This window comes from Chloroflexia bacterium SDU3-3 (assembly GCA_009268125.1).
Classification (GTDB): domain Bacteria; phylum Chloroflexota; class Chloroflexia; order Chloroflexales; family Roseiflexaceae; genus SDU3-3.
On record WBOU01000031.1, the window covers coordinates 1 to 23063 of the forward strand.

Here is a 23063-nt window from a genome sequence, read left to right on the forward strand (position 1 = left end):
ACCTTCGCAGGGCTGGACTACGGGCTGCACTGGGGGCTGATCGTGGACGGGGCGCTGGAGAAGCCCTATGTGCTGGCGGGGCTGGCGGCCTTCGGGCTGCTGGTGCCGCTGGCGGCCACCTCGACCCGCTGGGCCATGCGCCGCCTGGGCAAGCGCTGGAAGCCGCTGCATCGGCTGGTGTACGCGGCGGCGGCGCTGGCGGTGCTGCACTTCCTCTGGCTCTCGAAGGATCCGCGCCAGGCCCTGCTGTTCGGCGCGGCCCTCGCCCTGCTGCTGCTGCTGCGCCTGCCCCTGGTGCGCCGCACCGTGGCGGCCTGGCGCACGCCGCGCTCACCCCAGCGTGTCACATGAAGAGTCGTGACCCCGCTTCGCATGAGGGTTCAATCTGCCCCTGCGTCAGGCGCGTGCCGCAAATGATGCAAAAGCTAAAAAAGCGAGAGGCCTCCTGATGCTCAATCAGGAGGCCTCTCGTAGATCGCTCTGCAATAATGGGGGCGTTTGCGCCACAACAACCTGGCCTTGTGCTAGCACCGCTGAGCGGCCATGGGTCAGGCCGCTCAGCGGTCCCAACTATCCTATGAGCTTCTCAGTGCGTGCGGCAGCATGGCTGCGCCATGGATTGGATACACCCTACAGCTCACGGCTCTGCTGGAGGAGCAGCTGGTTCCCGTCAGGGTCTGTGATCAGGGTCGAGGTGCCCCACGGCCGGTGCTCCAGGGGCGGCAGATCGAGACCCTTGGCCTTCAGCTCGGCGTAGTCCGCTTCGATATCGGTCGTCACCAGGACAATGGTCCCAAGGCTGCCAGCGGCCTGCCAGGGCGCAAGCACAATCGCGGTCGACGCGCCGGGAGGGACAAGCTCGATCCAGCGGACTGCGGGGTCGTCGCTCTCAAAGTGCTCCATGTTGGTGCGAACCTCAAACCCGAGCATGCGAGTGTAGAATTCCAGCGATACCTGCTGATTGGCCACGGGCATGCCGAGCAGATCGATGTGTTGAATGTTCATAGAAAAGGCTCCTTCGTCTCGCTATCTCGCTGATGACCTAGGTATCATAGCCCATCCCTATTGTAGAAATCGGTCATGTTTGCGAAACTTCTGATCGATCAGATCATAGGAGCCAGTGAAATACGCCAGCGGCGACACACCGACCAGCGACTGGAACTCGTGCACAAGATGCGACGGGTCGTGGTAGCCGCACCGTCGCGCCACCTGCTCCAGAGTCAGGCCACCAATATCGCTGGCAGATGCGTGTAAGACGCGGTTCAAGCGCGCGATGCGAGCAAACTGCTTGGGCGACAGGCCAACCTGCTGGCGGAACACCCGCCCGAACTGCCGCTCGCTCAGGTTGACCTCGTCGGCAAGCGCGGCAATGCTGATCTGGCGCTGCTGCAGCTGCTGGGTCGCGTAGACGATCTGATCCCCATGCGCGAGCTGAACCCTGCGGCCCAGGAAAAAGCCAATGAGGGGATCAGCCCAGTGCGGCGTGCGGAGCGTCTGATACAGCTGCTGCTCAAGCTGGCGCACATCGCTGGGCGGGTAGAAATCGCGCAGGGGCATAAACGAATACGCCTGCCGGTCCGTCGTATCGGTATGCCGGAACGCCGCCCACCCACCCGGCCTGAAGCGCACGCCGATCATGGCCGAGCTGCTCACGCCCACCTGCCGCACGTGCAGCGCGTGGGCGAACGGGCGCATCAGCCAGCTTGATGCGCACGCAAAGGGCAACTCGGATGTATGCGGGAGAATCTGCGACTGCCCCTCAAACTGGAACAGGATCTCGGCACGATGCTCCGCCGAGATAATCTCGTCGGGGGCGACCACAATCGGTAGCAGTAAGCGCCAAAAGCACTCGATGGCGTCGAAAAGCGCTGCTGGCGGACGGAGCTGCTCATACGCGAGGGTATCCACGCTTCCAACCTCACTTCCTATGCAGGCCTCTATGCTCGATCACCCTCGCTCACAACATAGGGCGTGAACGCGCCCTGCGCGCACCCCAGCATCGGGATGAGGTTGTCGCCACGTATATCAAGCCCTTGAAGCTTTGATCGTATACGCGCCTGACTCGCACTCGATCTGCTTTATCTTAATCAAACATGCGAACTTTATCGGTCGCGAATCTTTTTAGCTGCGCTTTATCGGTCGAAAAAAAAAGATCGCCGGGGATATATTTCTTTGATCAGAGAAGCGCGAGCTGGCAATCTCTATCCCATCCGACCGTGCGGCAAACCATACAGAGATCGCTCAGAAATGATGGAACACAACAAACCTGTATTGTTACATAATTTCTGAGAGACTCTGTATCATAGTTTCTGAAAGACTGCGAACACCGCATTAGAATGATATATTTAGCCACCTATAACCTAACCAATCCTGTAATCTTACACACCATCCGCGAACAGATTCTGCGCAAAATATCGCCATCATGCAGAAGATTTTCAAATCGCTCCCCATAGCCATAAAACAGTGTTTTCGAGAGACTATTGTTAGGCTTGGTGGCTAGGTTTCTTGCATATTTCCCATTGTTCTACCTAGCTCAGAGTAATTGCTGGGTAGACTCATAGGCAGCCTTCATGGTATTATGGCAACAGTCGCCTCGCCGCGCCACTAATTTTTCTGTGTCATCTCACTCTCGATCTGATTGTTTCAGAGCGCTATCAACTATTTACCGATAGTGTAACCTAAGGAGATGTTATGATCACAAAAGAAACGAGCACCAGATCGCCACTACATGCAGTGAAAACCACTTCGAGTTATACCAAACCAGCTCAACCAGGTGAGGTATTATTCCAAGATGTGCTCAACCTGGGGCATATCCAAGGAATCGGCCAAGCATTCTTACACATAGTGGTAGACAAATACAGCCACCATACCTTTGGCCTTATTGATACCGATGGAAACTCTGAGACGGCAGTGGCTCTACTAAAAGACTACGTTTTGCCTTTCTATCAAAAGAAGGCTCTTTCAATTGGCTTTATCTTTACGGATAAATCTATGATATTTCAGGATAGTAATGCCAATTACTATCATATTTATCTTCACAAAAACAGCATCAAGCACGAATATAGAGATAGCACACCTCTATTAGCAAATACACCTATAGAGCGGCTTACTCATATAATATCCCGTAATTTCATATCATTTATTTCATCATTTCCTCCTTATATAACAGTAGAACAACTCCAACAGGATTGGTCGAATTGGTTAAACACATATAATATTGGAAATTTAAGAGAAGGCAAGAGATAACGAACAATCCCACAGCACAGAAAGACGGAGGGTGTTAGGCCCTCCGTCTTTCTGTGCTATCATCACTTAGGTTACCACTAATTCAACCTTGTAGCCTCTGCGACAATAGTAATTCCCTCCACCGCCCACCCCATACTCATTCATGCCCACGGCAAAGGCTGCACGGCGTTCTTGGGCTAGGCATACGCCCACTCCACTGCCCATTCAATACTCATGGCCGCTGTAGCTTGGCAGTATGTCGATAACCGAACGATCTGTGATCTCCCTCCACCGCCCGCTCCACACGTATGGCCGCTGCAGCCCTTATGGCAAGCCGATAGCAACCATAATATTTGGCTCTCCTCCACCGCCCGCTCCACACGTATGTCCGCTGCAGCTCATTATCAATAACAGACGAAGCTATATTTAGTGCCCTCCACCGCCCGCTCCACACGTATGGCCGCTGCAGCCCTTATGGCGATGGCGTCCTGATGCGTTCTTGGTCGTCGCTGCGGCACATGGTGTTCGTAAACCGTTTTTTGGTCGAATAGACGCTCGAGTTGCGAACAACCTCTATTGCGTGTCGCCCGGTCACGGACCCTGGGCGTTCGCGGGTATCGCGCTGGGCCAAAAGATACTGATGGCGCAGCAAGCCTACGGAGGTATCGTGTAGGCACGACCAGTATAGCGCCTGGTGCTGGCCTGCGCAAGAGACCAATGGCCGCTGTGCCAGGATTCGAATCTGCAACCCCCTTCGCCGCTGTTCCGATACCACGAGGCATCGCTATTCGGTCGCGGACCCTGAATATGCACAGCCCAGTGCTTTCCCAAAGAATCTCGATGGGAAAGCTAAGATGCGAAGGTATTCAACACCAAATCAGGGAGATACCTCCGCTTCTTCCTCGCGGCGCTGATCGGTGATCTGCTCCAGAAGTTTCCGCGCGACGACCAGTGCAGTATTCACCCGTGCGTGCTGGTGGCTCCTGCATTGACTGCATCGGAACACCAGCTCCCGCGTGCTCCAGATCTGCCCGCAGACGGTGCAGCAGAGCGTTTGATTGCGACCCTGGCCCACTTGCCGCAGCGCGTGTGGTCGGCCCAACGTGGCGCAATGAAAGCAGTGCCTCGTTGGAGCAAGCTGGATGGCAGATCCGTCCATGCGGCGACCGCACTGCCCACAGTCGCGCGATGGAGCGACATTGCGCACCACCGTCGGCCTGAGCAGACCTTCGATTGCTGCCTTGTAGGTAAGCACCTCGATGATCCGCTGACGCGGGTGGGCAAAGGCCAGCCTATTTTCCGCACGGTCCAGCCCTGTCTCCGTCCGCTTCCAGTCAGTGTTTTCTATGCCGATGAATGCGCTCTGCTGCGCTTGATCAGCCTGCTTGACGATCATCTTCGCAAGCACAAATGGATAGTGCTCGCTCTGCATCCCCGATTCGCCAGTGAAGTAGGGAGGTAGATCAATCTTCCCCACATCCCGCACTTGGCCGCTGAAGTCGATTGTGGCAAAGAAGTACTCACCGCGATGCTCATGCAGCCCCATAGCAACCTCTGGCTGCCGCTTCACCTCAGCCGCCTGGATAGGCACCGGGATATGGGCAAACCACGCTCGATAGCCGTCCACATCCCGTCCAAGCGTAAGGCTGGCCTGGGTGACTGCGGCAGTCATCTGCGCACCCGCGTTGGTCGCCTCACGTCGCCGTTGCAGCCAGAGCGTTTCTAGAAGCTGCCGGGCCTGGTGTTTTGCGCCAAACTGGAGCGCGAAGTACATGAGCACGGCATCAACCGACCGGCTAGGGAGAAACGGCTGCGAGGGGGCATTCACGAACATGCGCTGCTCGGCGCGCTGCGATATGTCCTCACGCTTGAGTAGAGCACGCTCCGGGGCTTCCTCGCCGCAGAAGGCGCAGGCCAGCGTGTAGCGGGTGTTTGTCCCACCCCACGCACGCGGCTGCTCATAGTTAAGGAGCGCGAAGGACAGCGCATCATAGTTGACGCCCATGGTGCGGCTATAGCTAATCGGCTGGCCGACGACGGGATGGAGCCGCGCTGCCGCCTGCAAAAACTCGTGTGCGGCGAGGGTCTCGATGTCAAAGAGCCGCTCCGGGGTAAGGTCTTCATCCTCTGTACCGCGAGCTGGGCGGAAGTCGCGCAGGCGGAGCAGGGTGCGTCGGTAGTGAGCATAGCGCTCCGCATAGTCGCTGAGTAGCGTGGAGGTTGCCTCCTCGGGCAAGCTCCGCAGCCACTCAGGATCGATACTCATCTCCCTGACCTCTGGGAAACTTGGCGGCGCATCTTCGAGAAAGCGCTGGACCTGCACCTGGATAGCGGCAAACTGCGTATGGTAGCGCTTCAACTCAAAGAGCTGATTGCGCAGCATCAGCCACTGCTCTTTCGAGAGCGAGACGAGCGCCACCCGCGTGCCATACTGGCTGCGCCGATCCTGCGATGGGCGGAACCCCTCAATCCGCCGTTTGCGCTTTCGGTTCTTCCAAAATGGATGCGGGGCCTGCTCAGCAAGACGGATGCGCTCGTTGGTGTTATTGCGCGGGTAGAGCAGCACATCGAGATGCTCCAGGGTCTCAGTGATGACCTCTTCAGGAAGAAGCCAGCTCTGAAGGCGGCGGACGCCGCGTTTCCCCACAAACTGCTCTGTGAGACTGCTGGTCTGCCGTCGCGTCTGGAGCTTGCGCTTTTGCCGCCGCCGAGGCGCATCGGGGTTGCCGAATGCCTTGCCTGCGTCTGGCCCCATTGGCATTTCCGTCGCCGCAGCGGCCCGGTAGATGCGGTCCTCATCACGCCAGTAGCGGTAGAGCACCGGCAGCAGCATCAGCCGACGGATACGGTAGGGGTCATTGAAGAAGGCAGCCTGGGTGCGCTTTCCTGTCCCAAGCTGAAGGGGAAAACAGCCCAAGTCCTTGAGCCGATCAATGCGGTAAGCGGCAAGTTTCCCGGCCCAACTCATGATCGCCTCCGCGCTATCTTGGAAGATGCTGGACCGGAGCGCCGCAGAGAGCGGAAACTCATACGTCGAGCAGTATTCTGAGTAGCACCGCGAGAGGGTGTTGAACATATTGGTCGCGCCATCGGTCAGGCCACGATCCGCGGCCTCGCCCAGTTCCAGCAACACCAGCACAGCGGTAGAAGTATGGAGTTGGGGCTGCATCCATTGGGCGAGCGCGGCAGCCACCTCTGGCAACTGCACTGATGTAGTGCCGAGGTCGAGCTGTGCACGCAGCGGCAGCAGATCCCTGTCGTCGTTAAGATCAGGTGCGCTGAGGCGTTGCACGAGGCTCATAAGGAGCGGGATGCGCCTTCCCGACGGTGCTGGTTGCCGTCGCAGCCGCGCACGCTCCTGCGCAAGGATCTCAAGGAGTGTGCGCTCCAGCGCCTCAGCCTTCTGTGCGCCTCCACACGTGGCAAGGCGCTGGGTGAGCAGGGCGATGCAGAGCTGGTTTGTCCGCTCCTCGCTGCGCCGCACGATCATCGCCTCCAGCGCCTGCTTTCTCGCCGCATCAGACTCCTGCGCCCAGGTGGTAATAAGTTCGAGCAGCCGCTGGAACCGAAGACCTGCGATCATCTGCTCGGACAGGCGCTTGCGCAGGAGGATGAACCGCCGCAGCCGCTCGACATACTCTGGTGTGAAGCGGGCCTGCCCCTCGTCGATAATAGTCCCATCTGCGGCTTTCTTGATGCCAGAGCGAGCATTTCGAAGACCTTCCAGAGTCTTCACGAGGTGTTTGTCGGGATGAGCTTGGCTCCATGCATCCAGCGCTTCGCGCAGCCCGTGCATGGCAGCGTAGCCATCTGCATCGGGCTGAGTGAGGGCAAGCATAACCCCGCGCAGGAGCATAACCCCCGAGAACATGCGCTGCAGGTGTGAAAGCACCTCGCGGCAGCCTGCCACCATTAGTGCGTCGGGTGTGCTGGCCTGCACCAGGGCGATGATCGCATCGAGCAGCCGCTGGTCGGTGTGACCGCCGCTGATATCCTTCAGGTCACGCTGGAACTGCTGGAGGACCGCAGATTTCATGGCCGTATACCGAACCTGCGTGATATGCAGTAGCGCCTCTTTCCAGCGCGATGTCCGCAGCTTCATGATGAGCGTCAGGTAGACAAACTCAGGGTGTTCGGCCAGCATGCGGGTGAACGCCTTATCCACCAGTTCAGGCGCTGGGGGCGTAAGCTGGAGCTGGATGCCTTGATTCGCTGTGCTTCCCATAGGTCTCCTTTTGCCCGCCTGGGGCCAGGATGCGATCCCGACTAGCGATCATCCCGAAGAAACAGCACCCGCTCTCGGCTGAGGATCTGAAGCGACTGGAGCGACGTGATAGTCGTGCGATTCCAAGAGATGGCCCCCTGCCGCTCCCACACCGGCAACTTCACCGTCAGGCGTCCGGTGGAGTGGATCGCACTGACGATGCCTCGTAGCTCCTCGCCATTGCGCGTGGCGCGGCACAGCATGCCAATGCTCACCCGCCGCTGCTGGCCGCCATGGTGCGCGTGGGCGGCTTGCAGCACCTCGGCCCGCGTGCGCGATGCGGTATGGGGCAGCAGGAGCGCGGTGTTCACGCGCATGCGCCGCTTGATGGTCTGCTTGTGTCGCACAAACTGCCTGCTCGGCATGGGTGTGCTCAGCGGATAGTTGCGCGAGCTGAAAGTCTGCTTGCGACTGCGGGCCACCGGCACGGCGATGTAGCGCGCTGTGAGGGCATCGGTGTCAGCATCGCTAAACACCCGCAGGCTGCTGGAGATGCGCAGCGTGGCGGGGAAGAGCGGTCGGAGCTGCCGCGCAAGCTCACGCACCGTCAGGTGCTGGTGGATCTGCGTGCGATGGGTGCGATTTGCCGCTGGCGCGCGGATCGTTTGGATCGTATGTCCCATCTCGGCGGCGGTGCGCCCGCCCTTGCGCTGGTTGCATGCCGCACAGGCAAGCACCAGGTTCTGCCAGGCATCCGTGCCGCCTCGGCTCTGCGGTGTGATATGCTCGATCTGCAGCGGCCCGCGTGTGGTGCCGCAGTAGTGACAGCGCAGCCGATGATCGGCCTCCTCAGCGGCGTAGGCCATCTCCAGCTGGGTTCGGCGGGCAGCATGGGTGCGAGCCAGCTTGGCTGGCCGCTCGGCGATGGGCGCATCGCACAGCGTGATATGGCTGATGGGAATGAGCCTCATCAGCGCCTGGAGCACCCGCATGAGCGCCGCTGCGCGCCATCGGATGAGGGGCGAGAATATGGGTTTGCGGTGCGGCAGCGCTTGCCTGCGGGCGTGGGCCTTTCGCCAAACAGACCGAGCAATCGCTGGGGAGCGGCGTTTGAATGGGATGCCCTGGCGGCGGTCTGCGTGGTAACGCTGGCGCGCACGGCGGCGACGGCGATGCCCAGCGCGGCGACGGAGCCGCCGGACCATATCGGTATGGAGATCGACGATGATGTGGAGAAGCCGATGCGAGCGGCGCGCTCCATCGGCGATAAGGATAATCTCGGCGGCGGCTGGGCGCTGGGTGATGAAGGCCGTAATAGGGCGGAGCGCTGGGCACGCTACCGTATGGGGGAGCTGAAGCACCGTGAAGGCGTGGTGAGAGACGAACCGGGCTTTGCCACGCTGCGTGAGCTTTCGTGCGAGCGCTGGGGCCATCGGCATAAGCGGCGTCCCTTCGGCATCCAGAACCAAGATGGGGCCGGACATGTTCGCTTCCTGTCGGTCGCACAACACCATCCGGCCTCGAAAGAGGCCACGCTCTCCATCGCAGGAGGTAGAACATTCTATGCGTAGCAAGGTGGGGGAGAGGACGTGATACAATAGCCGATGCTATGCACTTGTGGCGCGAGGTAAAGGTCTTCCACCGACGACTGGGGAGCCGATGGGATGGAAGACCTTGCCGCTCGCTTGCTGGATATTACCAGCAGAAAACAGTATAGCGTACTGGTGTTCGCATGTCAATCCGGCTCCCATTGCGGGAGCATATGGTGCGTGCGTTCGGGGAAAAGTTTCGCCAGCTTCGCCAGGCCCATCACCTGAGCCAGGCCGAGATGGCCACACGCCTCAGCATCCAACGCGCCCATGTCAACAACATTGAGTCCGGGCGTCGCCTCCCCTCTATCCATCTCGTGTGCACCATCCACCGCGTATTCGGTATCAGCGCCGACTACCTGCTGCGCGACGAGCACCCGGTCCACCCAGCGATCTCAACCCCATCCCCCAATACGCGTGAAGATGCTACACTTGGCACCTTCGCCCGACATCTGCGGGAGCTACGCCAGAGCCAGGGACTGAACCAGACCGTGCTGGCCGAGCGCCTGGGACTGCGCACCCAGGCGCACATCAGCCTGCTGGAGCATGGCCAGAAGGAGCCATCCATCGCGCTGGTGCTGCGGATCGCTGAGGTATTTGGGGTAAGTATCGACAGCCTCTTGTTTGATCAGGGCGCGTAGGCGAGGGATGGCCGCAGAAACGGCCACTCTCCAGGTGGAGGTTGAGGGCGCGTCTAGGACATGATTGTGGGCCGCACATGCGCGGCGCTGTTTGCTGCTGTTGCCAGCAGGTTGCCTTGCCCCGAAGGGCCGAGTGTCCTCGCAGCCGTGCTTGGCCAGTCTGCGGCTGACGCCGACACCGCACTTGGCTTACGTGAGCGTTGCCACAATCGGAGGGTGAATGAGCACCCTGGTCCGGGTAGCCCAGCCACGGCCTGTGGTCGAACTACAGAGACGGGCAGCCGTGTTTGCTTATAGTATATAACCTCAGTCAATACCTCATGCTTCTGCCCGTCTCTGTGGTTACAAACCCACCAACGCCCTTTCAATGTGCACGTTGATACCGATGAAACAGCGTTGTGATGAAGAATGGCTCCTGGGGGAACTTCTGGGCGGCAACGATGAATCGTGGTGGTTCTGCGAGTGAAGCAGGTGCGCCTGGGGTAGCGTCGGAGATGATGAAAACTAAGCTCTGCTCATGGGTCTCCATGTAGATGTGCGTAGCAGTGATATGCGGGTGGTGCATCCTACTCACCGGCAGTAGCACCAGGAAGCCCCTCAGACGAATCAGCTCGCTCTCCGGCAGCACCTGCCGCCACAAGATAACCTGATGATCCTCAACAAGGAGATCGAGCGAGTATCCGCCGATCCTATCAACCACCTCCTGCGGCAGATACGCCACTGAAGGCATCTGAGACTCTGCCAAGACCTGAACCCTGGAACGCTGGCGCATCAAGCCCTCCATGTAGCACACGCACTACACCGTAAAGCCTTTCATACGCCTCGGGAAGAGGCCCCACTCTTCAGGAAGAAGGTAGGGAAACTATACTAGCGAACGCAGGATCGCGCAAGACAGACTCCTCTATCACGCAATGTATGGGCATGCAAAAAAACAAGATTTACCCCCCAAGAAACTGGATGCATGGTAAAGTAAATTAAGGCCATGCGCCTATACTCACATTTCAATAGTATGGTCTTTCTCTTGAAATCGGAGTCGCCATGCGGTGGAGAAAACAGATACTTTCCGCCTATTAGGAGAAGCCTATGATCATCTATGCTACAGAAATGTTTTTCAGTGCGTTGAATCCCATGTGTTGATCTGAGATTCCATTGTACCAAGTGAGTCCGCGCTCACGGGGAAAATGTTTGGGATTTCCCCCAGCAGAGATGGTGCGGATGGGCACCACAAAGCGCATGCCATCGGCAGAAGCGACCTCGCCACCACCCCACGCCTGCACAATGGGAATCGACGTTTGGGCAGCAACTAATCGTGCGTTTGCACGGGTGATCGTTTCTTGGCGAATATAGTTCTGCTGGACCCAGGCCAACCGATCACGGGTGAGGGCAGGCACGTCGGGCTGGACGAGTGGTTCGAGTCCGATATTACAGGCTTCGGCCACGAGCACCGCACAGATGCTGACGGCGAGGTCGGTCACCCGTACCTGCCCTTCGCTGATATGCGTGAATGCATCGGCAAAGCGCGTCAATGCCTGGATCTCCAAAACGACCTTGGGGAGATCGGCGCTGGGAAGCAGGCGCTGGATGTCGGTGCGGAGCGCACGCAACGAAGCGGGTTCGTCAATCTTGTCGAGGGCCGTAAGAATCGGACGATCATGGCCATCCCGTGACTCCAGGCGGACAGCGGGATTGCTATCCAGTTGCTGTATGGATGATGCCCTACCATTACGAGCGAACGCATCGTGTGGCCGCTTTCCGCCAACCCATCCGGGAAATATTCGTACCGGATGGGTTGGCGGAATCGTTGGGTCAGGATTTACGTGGTACGATGCGCGTACCATCTAGGCGCGGAGCAGCTGCGGGGCGGTGGCCAGCCAGGCGCGCAGCTGGGCCTCGATGGCGTCGCGTACGGTCTGGAAGGTGGCCAGCCGCTCCTCGGCGCTGCCGCAGGCGGCGGCGGGGTCGGGGAAGCTCCAGTGGATGCGCTGGGCTGGCCCAGGGAACAGCGGGCAGGCCTCGGCGGCGTTGTCGCACACGGTGATCACATAGTTGAAGGGTTGCTGGAGGTAGATCGCCAGGTGCTTGGAGGTCTGGGCGCGGATGTCGATGCCGCGCGCATCCATCGCGGCGATGGCCAGCGGGTTCACTACCGAAGGGGTACTGCCCGCGCTAAACACATCTATCTGACCAGCGGTGAGGTGGCGCAGCAGCCCCTCGGCCATCTGCGAGCGCGCCGAGTTGCCGGTGCAGAGGATCAAGACCTGTGGGTTCATCGTCCCGCTCGCTTTCGTTCCATTAGAGCCAGCAGCAGGCGGATGCGGGTATTCAGCTCACGGGCGATCTGCTGGAAGGCGCGCTGCCGTGCCGTGCCATCCGTGATGGCGGCGGGGTCGGCGAAGCTCCAGTGGATATGCTCGGGATCGTTCGGGAACACCGGGCAGCTCTCGCGCACCTGGTCGCAGACCGTGATGATATAGTCGAAGGTCTCGTGGGCGAACTGGTCGAGGTGCTTTGGGGCCTGGCCCTCGGCGGACACACCGATCGCGGCCAGCGCGCGCAGGGCGTCGGGGTGGATGGCGCTGGGTGCGCTGCCCGCGCTACACACCTGCACCTGGCCCTGGCCCAGATGGCGGGTGATCGCCTCGGCCATCTGCGAGCGGGCGCTGTTGTGGGTGCAGAGAAACAGGATGCGGGGGGGCGGCCCTGCGGGAGCGGCCTGCTCGGCAGCGGGGGCCAGGTCGCCCGCGGTCGGCTGGCCGGGGGCCGCTGGGATCAGCGCGGGGTGCAGCGCCAGGCCGGAGTCACGGTAGAGGGTCTGAAGATAGGGCAGGTCGAGGTGGTAGTACAGATCGCGCGCATCGGCGCTGCTGCGGCGCTCAGTGACGAGCCGGTGGTCGCGCAGCTGCTTGAGGTGGTAGGAGACCAGATTGAGCGGGCGGCCCACGATGGCCCCCAGCTCGTGCACGCGGTAGTCGCTGTGGACTAAGGCCCGCAGCAGCGTCCAGCGCACCTCATGCGCCAGCAGCGTCAGCACCAGCGGGGGCGATTCGGTGGTGAGGGTCATGTGATACTCCAATCAAGATTGATTCAATCCTATTTGAAGTATAGCACGACCCGCACCGCATGCCAAGCCCGGTTGGAGCGCTACGACGCGGGAAGCAGCACCTGGCCCAAGGCGCGTAGCTGCGCCGTCCCCTGCACCGCGTGCGGCTGGAGCGGCAGCAGCAGCAGCGGCACGGCAAACTGCTGCTGGATGTGGGCCAGATAGTGCGCCTGCATGGCCTGGCGGGCCTGGCCAAAGGGGGTCGCACCTGCCGCCGGGGGGAGCACGCCGTTGGCCACCACCACGCCCGGTAGCATGCCCAGCGCACCCAGCTCGGCGGCGGCCCGCTGCGCCTCTAGGATGGGCGTGGCCTCGGGAGTCATCACCATGGCCACCGTGCTGTGCTGCGGGTCTTGCATGCGGCGGATCACCGTGGCGAAGCGCGCCTGGGCCGCCTGGTCAGCCTCCGCCGCCGCGCTGCTGGTACTCACCTTCACCGCCAGCTGCTGGCTCCAGGCCATCGGCAGGCTCAGCATGCGCAGCGTGTGTCCCGTCGGTGCGGTGTCGAACACGATCACCTCCCAGTCCTCCTGCCCGGCCAGCGTCACAAACTGCTCAAAGGCCGCGATCTCCTCGGTGCAAGGCGAGTCCAGCTCCTCCTGCATCATGGCCAGCGCCGCCGCCGAGCGCCCCTGGGCCGCAGCCTCGGCCAGCACCTGGGCTTTGTAGGCAGCCCCCGCCGCTGCCGGGTCGATCTTTGCCGCCGACAGGCCGAGGATGCCCGCTACCGGCGCGACCGCCTCGCCAATCGGCGCATCCAGCACCTGCCCCAGGTGCGCGGCGGGGTCGGTCGTCACCAGCAGCGTGCGGTAGCCCTGGTCCGCCAGCCAGACCGCCGTGATACAGGAGAGTACCGTCTTGCCCACACCGCCTTTGCCGGTGAAGAAGATCAGGCGGGTGCCTGCCGCCGGGCGCAGGCGGGCCAGAGCGGACTCGGGCTGGGCCACGACCAGGTCAGCGGGGATGGGCGCGGGGCCGTCCTCCAGCGGCGTGGCGTCAGCGCCCTGGAGCTGCTGGCCCAGGGCGCGCAGCCGCGCCACCCCCATCAACTCGCCTGGCCAGAGCAGGATCTGGCGGCTGGGAACCGGAAGCTGGTCCGCAATCTGGGCCAGCGCCTGCTGCTGTTGCATCCGCCGGGCCGCAAACAGCGGGTTGGCTGCCTCGCTCGCGGGGATGACCCCGTTGATGATCAGCTCCTGGCTGGTGATGCCCAGGGCCTGTAGCTCGCTGATCGCACGTGCGGTCTCGGCGATAGCCGTGGCCTCGGGCTGGAGCACCAGGGTGAAACGGCTCCGCGCGGGATCTTGCAGCAGCGCAACGGCGCGCGCGTACTTGTGCTTGGCTTCCTGGATGAGCGCCGTCGGGCCGATACAGGTCTGGCCGCTGCCCTGCTCGGCGGCGGCGATGGCGTGGGTCCAGGCCAGCGGCAGCGCGATCAGCCGCAGGGTGTGGCCGGTGGGCGCGGTATCGAAGATCACCACGTCGAAGGGCTGCTGGCCATCGGTCGGCGCGTCGAGCACATCGGTGAAGCGGTCGAAGGCGGCCACCTCCGCCGTGCAGGGGCCGCTGAGCTGCTCGTCGAGGACCGCCACCACCTCGGGCGGAAACACGGCGCGTAGCGGGGCGATGGCCCGCTCCTTGTAGGCCGCCGTGGCCACATCCGGGTCGATCTCTAGGGCGGCCAGGTCCGGCACGCGCGTGATCGGCGTGATCGTGGCCCCGATGGGCTGGCCAAACACATCGGCCAGGTTTGAGGCCGGGTCGGTCGTGACCAGCAGGGTGCGCCGCCCCGCATCGGCGTGCCGGATCGCGGTCGCGCAGGCCATGCTGGTTTTGCCCACGCCGCCCTTCCCGGAGAAGAACTGGAAGGTGGTCATGGGCGTGACTCCGCCAGCGCGGTGCTGATGACCTCACGGGTCGGGTAGGTCCCGCTGCTGATGATCCGCCCGCGCACCACCACGATGGGCAGCGCGGCGGTCGCCTGGCTGCGCACCAGCTGCAGCACCTCAGGGTACTGCATGAAGGCCTGCGGGTGGCTGGTCAGCTGGTAGCGCTCGACGCGCACGCCCTGGGCGATCAGATCCTGGACCAGCTCGCCGACGGCCAGCAGCGTGGGGTCGATGGTCGGGCCGCACAGGCCGCTGGAGCAGCACATCGGCGGGTCGAAGATCGCAACATCCGGCTGCGGCGCGGGCGTGCGTGGCGTATCGAGCAGTGAGATGGTGGTCATATGGTTCAACCTCCATTGAACTAGTAGGCGAAAAAGCGGCGCTCCCCTGGGGAAGCGCTGGGATGGTCTAGCGCGAGCGGGGCGGGCGCGGGCCACACTGCGGCACCCGCTCCTGGATGCGGGCCGGGTCGAAGAAGGCCCCCAGCGCGGCATGCAGCTCGGCCAGCGCAGGCCGGTTGATCGCGACATAGATCCAGCGGGCATCCTCGGCATCGCGCTCGGTGGTGACAAGGCCCGCCTCGCGCAGCACCGTGGTATGGTGGGAGACCAGGTTGGCCGCCAGCCCGAGCTGCGCGCTGATCTCACAGTTGCAGCAGGTGCCCTGCATGAGCATCTGGACGATGGCCAGCCGCCGTGGCTCGGCCAGCACCTTGAGCCACTGGGCGATCTGCTGCGTGTCCGGCATCACATCGGTCATCGGGTCCCCCTGGGTGAAAGCGTATACGCTGCGGGTATGGTAGAGCGGCAGGCCAGCGGCGTCAAGCCTGCCCATCAGCAGCACCGGGATCGGACACCGGCGGCGGGCAGCCCGCAGCGGCGGTTGTGCGGATGGCGGCATCCGCAGGCACGGCCTCATGGGCAAACAGGCGGCGCTGAAGCCAGAAGGCCACATGGACGAGGCCGATCATCACCGGCACCTCGACCAGCGGGCCGATTACCGCCGCAAAGGCCGCGCCCGAGCCAAGGCCGAACACGGCCACGGCCACCGCAATGGCCAGCTCGAAGTTGTTGCTGGCGGCGGTGAAGGCCAGCGTGGTGGTCTTGCGATAATCGGCCCCGACCCGCCGCCCGAGCCAGAAGCTGACCAGGAACATGAGCACGAAGTAGAGCAGCAGCGGGATGGCGATGCGCACCACATCCAGCGGGATCTGCACGATCAGCGCGCCCTTGAGGCTGAACATCAGCACAATCGTGATGAGCAGCGCCACCAGCGTGATCGGGCTGATGCGCGGCAGGAACGCTTGGCGATACCACGCGTCCCCCTTCCAGCGCCGCAGGAAGGTGCGCGTCAGGAAGCCCGCCAGCATCGGGATGCCCAGGTAGACAAACACGCTCTCGGCGATCTGCCCGATACCGATCTGCACGCTGCTGGCGGCCATCCCAAACAGCGGCGGCAGCACGGTCAGGAAGACCCAGGCGTAGACGCTGTAGAACAGCACCTGGAACACGCTGTTGAAGGCCACGATCCCCGCCGCGTACTCGGTATCCCCAGCGGCAAGGCTGTTCCACACGATCACCATCGCGATGCAGCGCGCCAGGCCGATCAGCACGAGGCCGGTGAAATACTCCGGCATGTCGCGCAGGAACACGAGGGCCAGCACGAACATCAGGACTGGCCCAATCACCCAGTTCTGGAGCAGCGAGAGCGCCAGCACGCGGGTGTTGCGGAAGACCGCACCCAGCTCGCCATAGTTGACCTTGGCGAAGGGCGGGTACATCATCAACATGAGGCCGATGGCCAGGGGGATATTGGTGGTGCCCACCTGCGCCGCCTGGATGCGGCTGGCGATGCCCGGCACGAAAAAGCCCAGGGCGACGCCGAGCAGCATGGCAAGCACAATCCACAGGGTCAGAAAGCGGTCCAACAGCGACAGCCGCCGACCCACGGTGGACGGCGAGGGCAAGCGTTCCGAGGAAGCAACCATTGTTAGCGACCATTCCATTTCACCGCCGTGGCGGGTCAGGCCTGGGGCGGAGCCATGGACGCCCGCGCACCTCGACCGCGCTCCAGCAGATACTTCAATGATCATTGAAGTATAGGTGCGATCACGCACGGCGTCAAGCGCGCTGCGTGACATGGTGTCGAACCCAATCCGAAAGCGGGGCAACCTGCGCACCGACGGTACAGCGGCCCCATGTTTTCGGACATCTCGCCTAACTATATTACTACCACAATGAGCAAGATAGCGATTTTTAACTACATAACTGAAAGGAGAGTAGTGGGGTTATTTCGTATAGGGAAGCGATAAAAACCTTACATGTTTTCGTTTATTTCCTATTTTTACACCTATGTCGACTCAACCCCTCCTTGAGCGCATGATTAATCAGGTTGGCCAGGGCCTGTTCGAGCTGGAGCGCCACGCCCACCATCGTGGTGGGCGTGGCGCTGCATTGGCAGGCGATAGTGTGGTGATCACAAATCGGCTCGGTACGCTCGGCTAGGCGCTGGGCCAACGCTCACCGATCCGCTGGGTCTTCTGCTCGGCGGCGATCAACCACGTGATGCCGCCATCAGCTCCTACCGAGTGCATCGCGTAGTCCCTTCCTAGACGTCGTAGATCCGGCCGTATTCTGGGACAAGCGGCGCGTCGGGATGCCAGCCGCGGTAGATTGTCCACGGCCACTCGATGCGCCGCGCTGGCCCTGCGCAGTCCAGATAGGCGCAGAGCGTAATCGCGAGCAGGCCAGGGTGGCGCACATCCGAATCAAAGGTAATCGTGCGGGCTGCGCCCGTGAGGTAGGCGCGGTGGCAGCGGCTGCACCACGACCAGGGCGGTGAGAAGATTGCAAGCGTGCCGCGGTGGCCAGGATCGTTGGGAAGAGAGGTCATTGTTCACTCGTTTCGCAGCCAGCAGCACGCGGGTAAACACGCGCTTCTCGGATGCTGCAACACTAGGATTTACTCGCGTTCCTGCGTTGGCGTGCGCCCGTTGGCCCCCAGCCAAGCCAGCAGGCGGCTTATCCGGCTGGTCGCAAGCGCGATGCAGCTATCGGCCCCGCCATAGTACATATTGAGGCTATCGCCATCATCCCCGACCGTGACCCCGCAGGGAAACACCACGTTGCCCACATCACCGCTGCGCTCGTAGGGGGCCTCTGGGCCGAACACCCAGGTGTCGCTGCGCGAAAGGCAGCGCTCGGGGGTCTCGCGGTCGAAGAGCGCGAGACCCAGGCGGTAGAGGCAGCCCGCAGGGGTCATGCGCACGCCGTGGTAGATCACTAGCCAGCCCTGCGGCGTCTCGATGGGCTGCGGCGAGAGGCCGATCTTGTTGGCATCCCACCAGGCCCCGTGCCGCGCCGCCAGGATGCGCTTGTGGCTGCCCCAGTGGCGTAGGTCGGTGGAGTAGGAGATCCAGATGTGCGCGGCGTGCGGCTCGACCGGGCGGTGGATGAGCGCCCAGGCATCGCCGATCCGATGCGGCAGCAGCGCGGCATCTTTGTTTTCGGGCTGCATGATCACGCCATAGCGCTCGAAGTGCCGGAAATCGCTGGTCAGCGCCAGCGAGACGCCCGGCCCGCTGTGTGAGTAGGATGTGTAGACCACCGCGTAGCGCTCTAGCTCGGGCACAAAGGTGATGCGAGGGTCTTCCACGCCCCACAGCTCCTCGGGCCAGGTATCTGGCTCGGGCAGCATGCTGGGCTGCGGGTCGATCTGCCAGCCGTTGACCCCATTGGCCGAGCGGGCGGCGCATAGGTGCGAGTGCCCCCGCCGATCCTCGACGCGGCAGAGCAGCAGAGTGGTGCCATCCTGCAGGCGGGTCGCGCCGGGGTTGAACACCGTATGGACCGGGTAGGGCCAGTCCGACGGGGTGAGGATGGGGTTGCCGTGATAGCGCTCAAATAGTGACTCGTAGTGCTCTGGCATGTCGCATGTTCTCTTTTCACTCGGATGCATGGGTGCGGCGTGGCGAAAGGATCGACTCGTAGATCTTCAGGTAGCCCTCAACCATCTGCTCGCGGCTGAAGTGCGCCGCCACGTGGGCGCGGATCTGCGCTGGCTCAAGCTGCCCCAGCATGCCCAGCGCAGCCACGGCGGCGGCCTCGTCCTCCACGATGAAGCCGGTGCGCCCGTGGTCTACCACCTCTGGGATGGAGCCGCGGCGGTAGGCGATCACCGGCGTGCCGCAGGCCATTGCCTCGATCATGGTTAGGCCAAACGGCTCCTCAAAATTAATCAGGTGCAGCAGCGCGGTCGCTCGGCCCAGCAGCATATTGCGCGCCTGCGGCCCGACGACGCCGATATAGCGGATCTGGTCGTTATCGATGTGCGGCGCGATCTGCCGCGCGTAGTAGTCGCGATCCTGCACGATCCCCGCCAGGATCAGGTGCTGGCCGGACTGCTTGGCGACGCGAATGGCCTCGGCGGCCCCTTTGTCGGGGTGGATGCGCCCGAAGAACAGCAGATATTCGCGCGCGCCCTGCCGCAGGCTGAAATCTTCCATGGGGATGCCGTTGTAGACGGTGGCGCAGTAGCTGAGCGAGGGGTCGCGATTCGCCTCGCTGATCGACACGTAGTGGGTGCTCTGGTTGTAGCGCTGGTAGACCGGCAGGATCTTCTCGGATGAGAAGCCGTGGATGGTGGTCAGCACCGGCGTCGCCACCAGCGCGCTGTAGGAGAGCGGCAGGAAGTCGAAGTGGTTATGGATGATATCGAACTCGGCGGCGCGCTCGAAGGCGGATGCGATGTGCAGGCACTCCCAGACCTTTGGGTCGATGGTCTCGTCCTCGGCGTAGGGGTGCGGGCAGACCGCCGCGAGCTGCCCGCTGGTGTGCGAGTCGGCGGTGGCGAAGAGCGTGACATCCACACCGCGCGCCACCAGCCCCTCGGTGAGCACCGATACGACCTGCTCCCACGGGCCATAGTGGCGCGGCGGGACGCGCCACGCGATTGGGGCCAGCATGGCCACCCGCCGCGCGGCCATGGGGGTAGGGTTGCTCATCGGGTTTGCCGTCCATTGGTTTTTTTCGTGGGCGTGCGGAAGACCGGGACCGAGATCGCCGTCGGCATCGTCGGCAGCAGCCCATCCTGCCGCTCGGTGTCTAGCCGCATTTCCGTCAGCGCCAGCAGAAAGGCCAGGGTCGATTCTGCGCCCTGGTTCTGGTTCACGCGGTCGCACTCCAGCCCATCGTGGCAGCCGCCGGTCCGGTCATCGTAGAGCGGCAGCCCCAGATCGTTGTGGCCCAGAAACCACTCGAAGGCGCGGCATGCCATATCGTGCCAGTGTTCATCTGCTGTGATCTGGTAGGCCGCCAGCGAGGCCATCACCATCGCGTGGGCCTCGATCGGCTGCTGGTCGAAGCGGGCCGGGGCCGCGCCAGCGGCGTAGAAGCCGTGGCAGCCGATCAGGGTGAAATGCCCGTCCTCGGCGTGCTGCACCGACGCGAGCCAGCGCAGCGACTCCAGCCCTGATGCGCGCATGTCGGCGCGATCGAGCGAGACGCCGCTGACCAGCAGGGCGTGGGGCAGCACAGCGTTATCGTAGGTGAGCGTGTCGCCATACCACGGCCACTCCTCGCGGTACTGCTCCTGGTAGCGGGCCAGCAGCCGCTCGGCCAGCACCTGCTGCACGTGGCGCGCCGCGCGGTCGCCCCGGAAGCGCGCGAGGTAGGCGCTGATGCCCAGCAGCGCGAAGGCCCACGGGCGCGGGTGCTCGAAGGCCAGCAGCGCCGGAAGCGCCTGGGCAAAGAGCTGGGCGGCAGCGCCGCGCAGCGCGGTCGCACGCGAGCGCCCGAGCAGGGTGCCCAGCGCCCAGACGGCCCGCGCGTGGCTGTCCTCCGACCCGCGCTCATCCAGCCAGCGTCGGTCGTAGCCCAGGAAGTTGTGGAATCGCCCGCTCTCGGGGCTGAAGGCGTGCCACAGGAAGGCCATGTAGCGCGTTGCCAGCGCCTCGGTGTCGGGGCCATCGGGGCTATTCTCAAGCAGGGTTGTGAGGATCAAGGCCCGCGCGTTGTCGTCGGTGGTGTAGCCCTCGCGGTACAGCGGCGCGGTGAAGACCGCGTGCTGCACCATGCCGGTATCATCGGTCATATGCCGCAGATGGTCGAGCCGCAGCGGCGGGAGGTGCCGTGCGCTGGCGACCATGGGGGTCTGCTGCTGAAGCGCGTGGCTGCTGGTGTGGTGCTCGCCCCGCGCGCGGCGGAGAGTCTCGACGTAGCGCTCTGCGACGGTCGGCCAGATCATCTCGCGCCCGCGCAGGTAGGCCCGCTTGCGCATGGCGTGCCGCTCGCCATCATCGGCCAGCAGCGCGTTCACCTGGGTGGCGATCGCGCCGGGGTCGCGGAAGGGCACCAGCACGCCCCGGCCATCGGCCAGCATCTCCTGGGCGTACCAGTAGGGCGTCGAGATAATCGCCTTGCCCGCGCCGAGGGTGTAGGCCAGCGTCCCCGAGACGATCTGCGCCTCGCTGAGGTAGGGCGTGATGTAGAGGTCCGCCGCCCCGATATAGGTCACCAGCTCGCCCAGGTCGACAAATTGATCTTGAAACACCACATGGTCGGCGACGCCACGCTCGCGGGCCAGCTCGCGCAGCGAGTCGCGGTACTGCTCGCCTTCGCGCTGGCGCACGTGGGGGTGAGTCAGCCCCAGCACAATGTAGATGACGTTGGGGTGCTGCCTCAGGATGGCCGGGATCGCCTCGATCACATATTCGATGCCCTTGTTCCGCGAGAGCAGGCCGAACGTCAGCATCACCGTCTTGCCCTCGGCATGAAGGTGGTCCTTGTTGAAGCTGGAGTCGAGAAAGGGGATGTCGGGGATGCCGTGCGGGATATGGTCGATCTTCTCCGCCATGATGCCGTAGATATCGCGCAGGAAGATCGCACCCTGCTCGCTCATCACCACCAGCCGGTCGGAGAGCAGCGCCAGCTCGATCAGTACCTTGCGCTGCTGGGGCGTCGGGTCGCGCAGGATGGTGTGGAGCGTGGTGACGATCGGCACCCGCAGATCGTGCAGCAGCGCGAGCAGGTGGTTGCCCGCCGCCCCGCCGAAGATGCCGTACTCGTGCTGCACCAGCACCAGATCGACCCCAGCCAGATTGATGTGCTCGGCGGCCTGGTGGTAGTCGCCCAGCGTCTCCTGATCCAGCGTGAACCGCACCTGCGGCGGGTAGTCGTAGCCCTCCGGTCGGTCGTTCATGGCCAGCTGTATGATCTCAATCGATGGGAAGGCGGCGGTGATGGCGGCGCATAGGTCGGTGGTGTAGGTGGCGATCCCGCAGGCGCGGGGCAGGGCGTTTCCAAGCACTGCGATCTTCTGAAGCCGGGGGGGAAGAGGTGTGTTCATACTATCCTTTATGAAGTGGGGATGCCCATCTCCATGTTGTTAGGCTTGTTTGGTGGCTCACAGGCGGGCGGGTTAGTCGTCGATCAGGTTGATCGGGCCAAACCCGGAGTCGCCGGTGATCAGCACATCCATGGTCAATAGTAGCCCCGTGATCGACACGGCGTTCTGCACCGCGCTGCGCGTCACCTTCACCGGGTCGATCACGCCCATCGCCCGGAGGTCGCCAAACGCACCAGTCAGTACGTTGTAGCCATAGTCGGTGTCGCCGGTGTCGCGGTGGTGGCGGCGCACCGCATCCACGACCACCGCGCCGCTCTGCCCCGCGTTGGCCGCGAGCTGGCGCATCGGCTCGGCGAGTGCGTGGCGCAGCATCGCCACGCCGAGCTGCACATCGCCCGCCTCGCCCAGGCCATCCAGTGCGGCAACTGTGTGCAGCAGGGCCAGCCCGCCACCGGGGACAATGCCCTGCTCAATCGCCGCTCGGGCCGTGGCCAGCGCATCCTCAAGCCGCTGGGTGCGCTCCTTCAGCTCTGGCTCGGTGGTGGCCCCCACGCGGATTACCGCTACGCACCCGCCCAGCCTAGCGAGGCGTAGGGCCAGCGCGGCCCGCATGGCGTCGCTGGTTGTTGCGGCCATCTGCGCCCGGATCTGCGCGCTGTGGAGCGTGATCTGCTTGGGGTCGCCCGCGCCCTGAGTGATGCTGGTCGCCGCCTTGCCGACGCAGATCCGTTGGGCACGGCCAAGATCCTCCACCGTGGCGCTCTCAAGGGTTCGTCCGGTATCCTGGGAGATGAACGTCCCGCCAGTGAGCACGGCCAGATCTTCTAGCAACTCGCGTCGCCGCTCGCCATCCCCCGGGATCTTGATGACCACAGGGGCGAACACGCCGCGGATCTTATTGAGCACAAGCGCACTCAGAATCTCGTCAGAGAGATTGCCCACCACCAGCACTACCTGCCTGCCCCGCTGCACGGCTTTCCCGATCAGTGGTATGAGCGTATGGATATCGGTGATGGCGGCATCGGTGATCAGGAACTGCGGGTCATCCAGCACGGCCTCGCGCCGCGCCAT

Annotated in this window: 20 protein-coding genes; 3 read left to right on the plus strand and 17 right to left on the minus strand. The window is 63.0% G+C overall.

Annotation, left to right across the window (positions count from 1 at the left end; genetic code table 11):
- On the plus strand, positions 1–351 hold a 351-nt coding region (locus F8S13_27000), incomplete at its 5' end, for a sulfoxide reductase heme-binding subunit YedZ (protein KAB8139706.1).
- A 279-nt stretch (positions 352–630) separates the two neighbouring features.
- On the opposite strand, the gene F8S13_27005 is transcribed toward F8S13_27000, so the two are convergent.
- Together F8S13_27005 and F8S13_27010 are read right to left on the minus strand one after the other, a co-directional pair.
- Positions 631–1005 (minus strand): glyoxalase, encoded by a 375-nt coding sequence (locus F8S13_27005; GenBank protein KAB8139707.1) that lies wholly within the window; start codon positions 1003–1005, stop codon positions 631–633.
- Positions 1006–1062: 57 nt separating this feature from the next.
- Complete coding sequence (locus tag F8S13_27010; protein KAB8139708.1) at positions 1063–1908, minus strand: helix-turn-helix transcriptional regulator; 846 nt, start codon at positions 1906–1908, stop codon at positions 1063–1065.
- Between the two features lie 783 nt (positions 1909–2691).
- Here F8S13_27010 and F8S13_27015 point away from each other — a divergent pair.
- Positions 2692–3246, plus strand: coding sequence for a hypothetical protein (locus F8S13_27015; GenBank protein ID KAB8139709.1), 555 nt, complete (start codon positions 2692–2694; stop codon positions 3244–3246).
- Positions 3247–4102: 856 nt separating this feature from the next.
- On the opposite strand, the gene F8S13_27020 is transcribed toward F8S13_27015, so the two are convergent.
- Together F8S13_27020 and F8S13_27025 are read right to left on the minus strand one after the other, a co-directional pair.
- Positions 4103–7450, minus strand: coding sequence for a hypothetical protein (locus tag F8S13_27020; protein KAB8139710.1), 3348 nt, complete (start codon positions 7448–7450; stop codon positions 4103–4105).
- A gap of 41 nt (positions 7451–7491) precedes the next feature.
- The gene (locus tag F8S13_27025; GenBank protein ID KAB8139711.1) at positions 7492–8943 is read right to left on the minus strand and encodes a hypothetical protein; all 1452 of its coding nucleotides are present in this window, start codon (positions 8941–8943) and stop codon (positions 7492–7494) included.
- A 218-nt stretch (positions 8944–9161) separates the two neighbouring features.
- Here F8S13_27025 and F8S13_27030 point away from each other — a divergent pair, with 218 nt between their 5' ends.
- The gene (locus F8S13_27030; protein KAB8139712.1) at positions 9162–9659 is read left to right on the plus strand and encodes a helix-turn-helix domain-containing protein; all 498 of its coding nucleotides are present in this window, start codon (positions 9162–9164) and stop codon (positions 9657–9659) included.
- A gap of 364 nt (positions 9660–10023) precedes the next feature.
- Here the strand turns inward: F8S13_27030 and F8S13_27035 are convergent, their stop codons facing one another.
- From F8S13_27035 to F8S13_27095, 13 genes are all read right to left on the minus strand, one after another.
- Positions 10024–10431, minus strand: a complete 408-nt coding sequence (locus tag F8S13_27035) for a hypothetical protein (protein ID KAB8139713.1) — start codon at positions 10429–10431, stop codon at positions 10024–10026.
- A gap of 319 nt (positions 10432–10750) precedes the next feature.
- Entirely contained in the window at positions 10751–11497 is a 747-nt protein-coding gene (locus F8S13_27040; GenBank protein KAB8139714.1) for a Tn3 family transposase, read from the minus strand.
- Positions 11498–11929, minus strand: a complete 432-nt coding sequence (locus F8S13_27045; GenBank protein KAB8139715.1) for an arsenate reductase ArsC — start codon at positions 11927–11929, stop codon at positions 11498–11500.
- Positions 11926–12720, minus strand: a complete 795-nt coding sequence (locus F8S13_27050) for an ArsR family transcriptional regulator (protein ID KAB8139716.1) — start codon at positions 12718–12720, stop codon at positions 11926–11928. The genes F8S13_27045 and F8S13_27050 overlap by 4 nt, the downstream gene beginning before the upstream one ends.
- An 80-nt stretch (positions 12721–12800) precedes the next feature.
- The gene (locus tag F8S13_27055; GenBank protein KAB8139717.1) at positions 12801–14636 is read right to left on the minus strand and encodes an AAA family ATPase; all 1836 of its coding nucleotides are present in this window, start codon (positions 14634–14636) and stop codon (positions 12801–12803) included.
- Complete coding sequence (arsD, locus tag F8S13_27060) at positions 14633–15193, minus strand: arsenite efflux transporter metallochaperone ArsD (protein ID KAB8139718.1); 561 nt, start codon at positions 15191–15193, stop codon at positions 14633–14635. The genes F8S13_27055 and arsD overlap by 4 nt, the downstream gene beginning before the upstream one ends.
- A complete protein-coding gene (locus F8S13_27065) occupies positions 15057–15407 on the minus strand; it encodes a winged helix-turn-helix transcriptional regulator (protein ID KAB8139724.1) in 351 nt (116 codons plus the stop codon). Before F8S13_27065 ends, arsD begins: the two co-directional genes overlap by 137 nt.
- 61 nt (positions 15408–15468) lie before the next feature.
- A complete protein-coding gene (gene arsB, locus F8S13_27070) occupies positions 15469–16635 on the minus strand; it encodes an ACR3 family arsenite efflux transporter (protein KAB8139719.1) in 1167 nt (388 codons plus the stop codon).
- A 620-nt stretch (positions 16636–17255) separates the two neighbouring features.
- Positions 17256–17540, minus strand: a complete 285-nt coding sequence (locus F8S13_27075; protein KAB8139720.1) for a hypothetical protein — start codon at positions 17538–17540, stop codon at positions 17256–17258.
- Between the two features lie 69 nt (positions 17541–17609).
- Positions 17610–18575 (minus strand): glycosidase, encoded by a 966-nt coding sequence (locus F8S13_27080; GenBank protein KAB8139721.1) that lies wholly within the window; start codon positions 18573–18575, stop codon positions 17610–17612.
- A gap of 16 nt (positions 18576–18591) precedes the next feature.
- Positions 18592–19632 (minus strand): glycosyltransferase family 4 protein, encoded by a 1041-nt coding sequence (locus F8S13_27085; GenBank protein ID KAB8139725.1) that lies wholly within the window; start codon positions 19630–19632, stop codon positions 18592–18594.
- A gap of 14 nt (positions 19633–19646) precedes the next feature.
- Positions 19647–21992 (minus strand): glycosyltransferase, encoded by a 2346-nt coding sequence (locus tag F8S13_27090; GenBank protein KAB8139722.1) that lies wholly within the window; start codon positions 21990–21992, stop codon positions 19647–19649.
- A gap of 72 nt (positions 21993–22064) precedes the next feature.
- Positions 22065–23063 carry a hypothetical protein gene (locus F8S13_27095; protein ID KAB8139723.1) on the minus strand — a complete coding sequence of 333 codons (999 nt, stop codon included), beginning with the start codon at positions 23061–23063 and terminating at the stop codon, positions 22065–22067.

Excerpts from the sequence above, each read along its gene's own strand:
- F8S13_27005 (KAB8139707.1), bottom strand. The coding sequence starts at position 1,005 with ATGAACATTCAACACATCGATCTGCTCGGCATGCCCGTGGCCAATCAG.
- F8S13_27015 (KAB8139709.1), top strand. The coding sequence starts at position 2,692 with ATGATCACAAAAGAAACGAGCACCAGATCGCCACTACATGCAGTGAAA.
- F8S13_27020 (KAB8139710.1), bottom strand. The coding sequence starts at position 7,450 with ATGGGAAGCACAGCGAATCAAGGCATCCAGCTCCAGCTTACGCCCCCA.
- F8S13_27025 (KAB8139711.1), bottom strand. The coding sequence starts at position 8,943 with ATGGTGTTGTGCGACCGACAGGAAGCGAACATGTCCGGCCCCATCTTG.
- F8S13_27030 (KAB8139712.1), top strand. The coding sequence starts at position 9,162 with ATGTCAATCCGGCTCCCATTGCGGGAGCATATGGTGCGTGCGTTCGGG.
- F8S13_27035 (KAB8139713.1), bottom strand. The coding sequence starts at position 10,431 with ATGCGCCAGCGTTCCAGGGTTCAGGTCTTGGCAGAGTCTCAGATGCCT.
- F8S13_27040 (KAB8139714.1), bottom strand. The coding sequence starts at position 11,497 with ATGGTACGCGCATCGTACCACGTAAATCCTGACCCAACGATTCCGCCA.
- F8S13_27045 (KAB8139715.1), bottom strand. The coding sequence starts at position 11,929 with ATGAACCCACAGGTCTTGATCCTCTGCACCGGCAACTCGGCGCGCTCG.
- F8S13_27050 (KAB8139716.1), bottom strand. The coding sequence starts at position 12,720 with ATGACCCTCACCACCGAATCGCCCCCGCTGGTGCTGACGCTGCTGGCG.
- F8S13_27055 (KAB8139717.1), bottom strand. The coding sequence starts at position 14,636 with ATGACCACCTTCCAGTTCTTCTCCGGGAAGGGCGGCGTGGGCAAAACC.
- arsD (KAB8139718.1), bottom strand. The coding sequence starts at position 15,193 with ATGCCCGCTGGATCTATGTCGCGATCAACCGGCCTGCGCTGGCCGAGC.
- F8S13_27065 (KAB8139724.1), bottom strand. The coding sequence starts at position 15,407 with ATGACCGATGTGATGCCGGACACGCAGCAGATCGCCCAGTGGCTCAAG.
- arsB (KAB8139719.1), bottom strand. The coding sequence starts at position 16,635 with ATGGTTGCTTCCTCGGAACGCTTGCCCTCGCCGTCCACCGTGGGTCGG.
- F8S13_27075 (KAB8139720.1), bottom strand. The coding sequence starts at position 17,540 with ATGACCTCTCTTCCCAACGATCCTGGCCACCGCGGCACGCTTGCAATC.
- F8S13_27080 (KAB8139721.1), bottom strand. The coding sequence starts at position 18,575 with ATGCCAGAGCACTACGAGTCACTATTTGAGCGCTATCACGGCAACCCC.
- F8S13_27085 (KAB8139725.1), bottom strand. The coding sequence starts at position 19,632 with ATGGCCGCGCGGCGGGTGGCCATGCTGGCCCCAATCGCGTGGCGCGTC.
- F8S13_27090 (KAB8139722.1), bottom strand. The coding sequence starts at position 21,992 with ATGAACACACCTCTTCCCCCCCGGCTTCAGAAGATCGCAGTGCTTGGA.
- F8S13_27095 (KAB8139723.1), bottom strand. The coding sequence starts at position 23,063 with ATGGCGCGGCGCGAGGCCGTGCTGGATGACCCGCAGTTCCTGATCACC.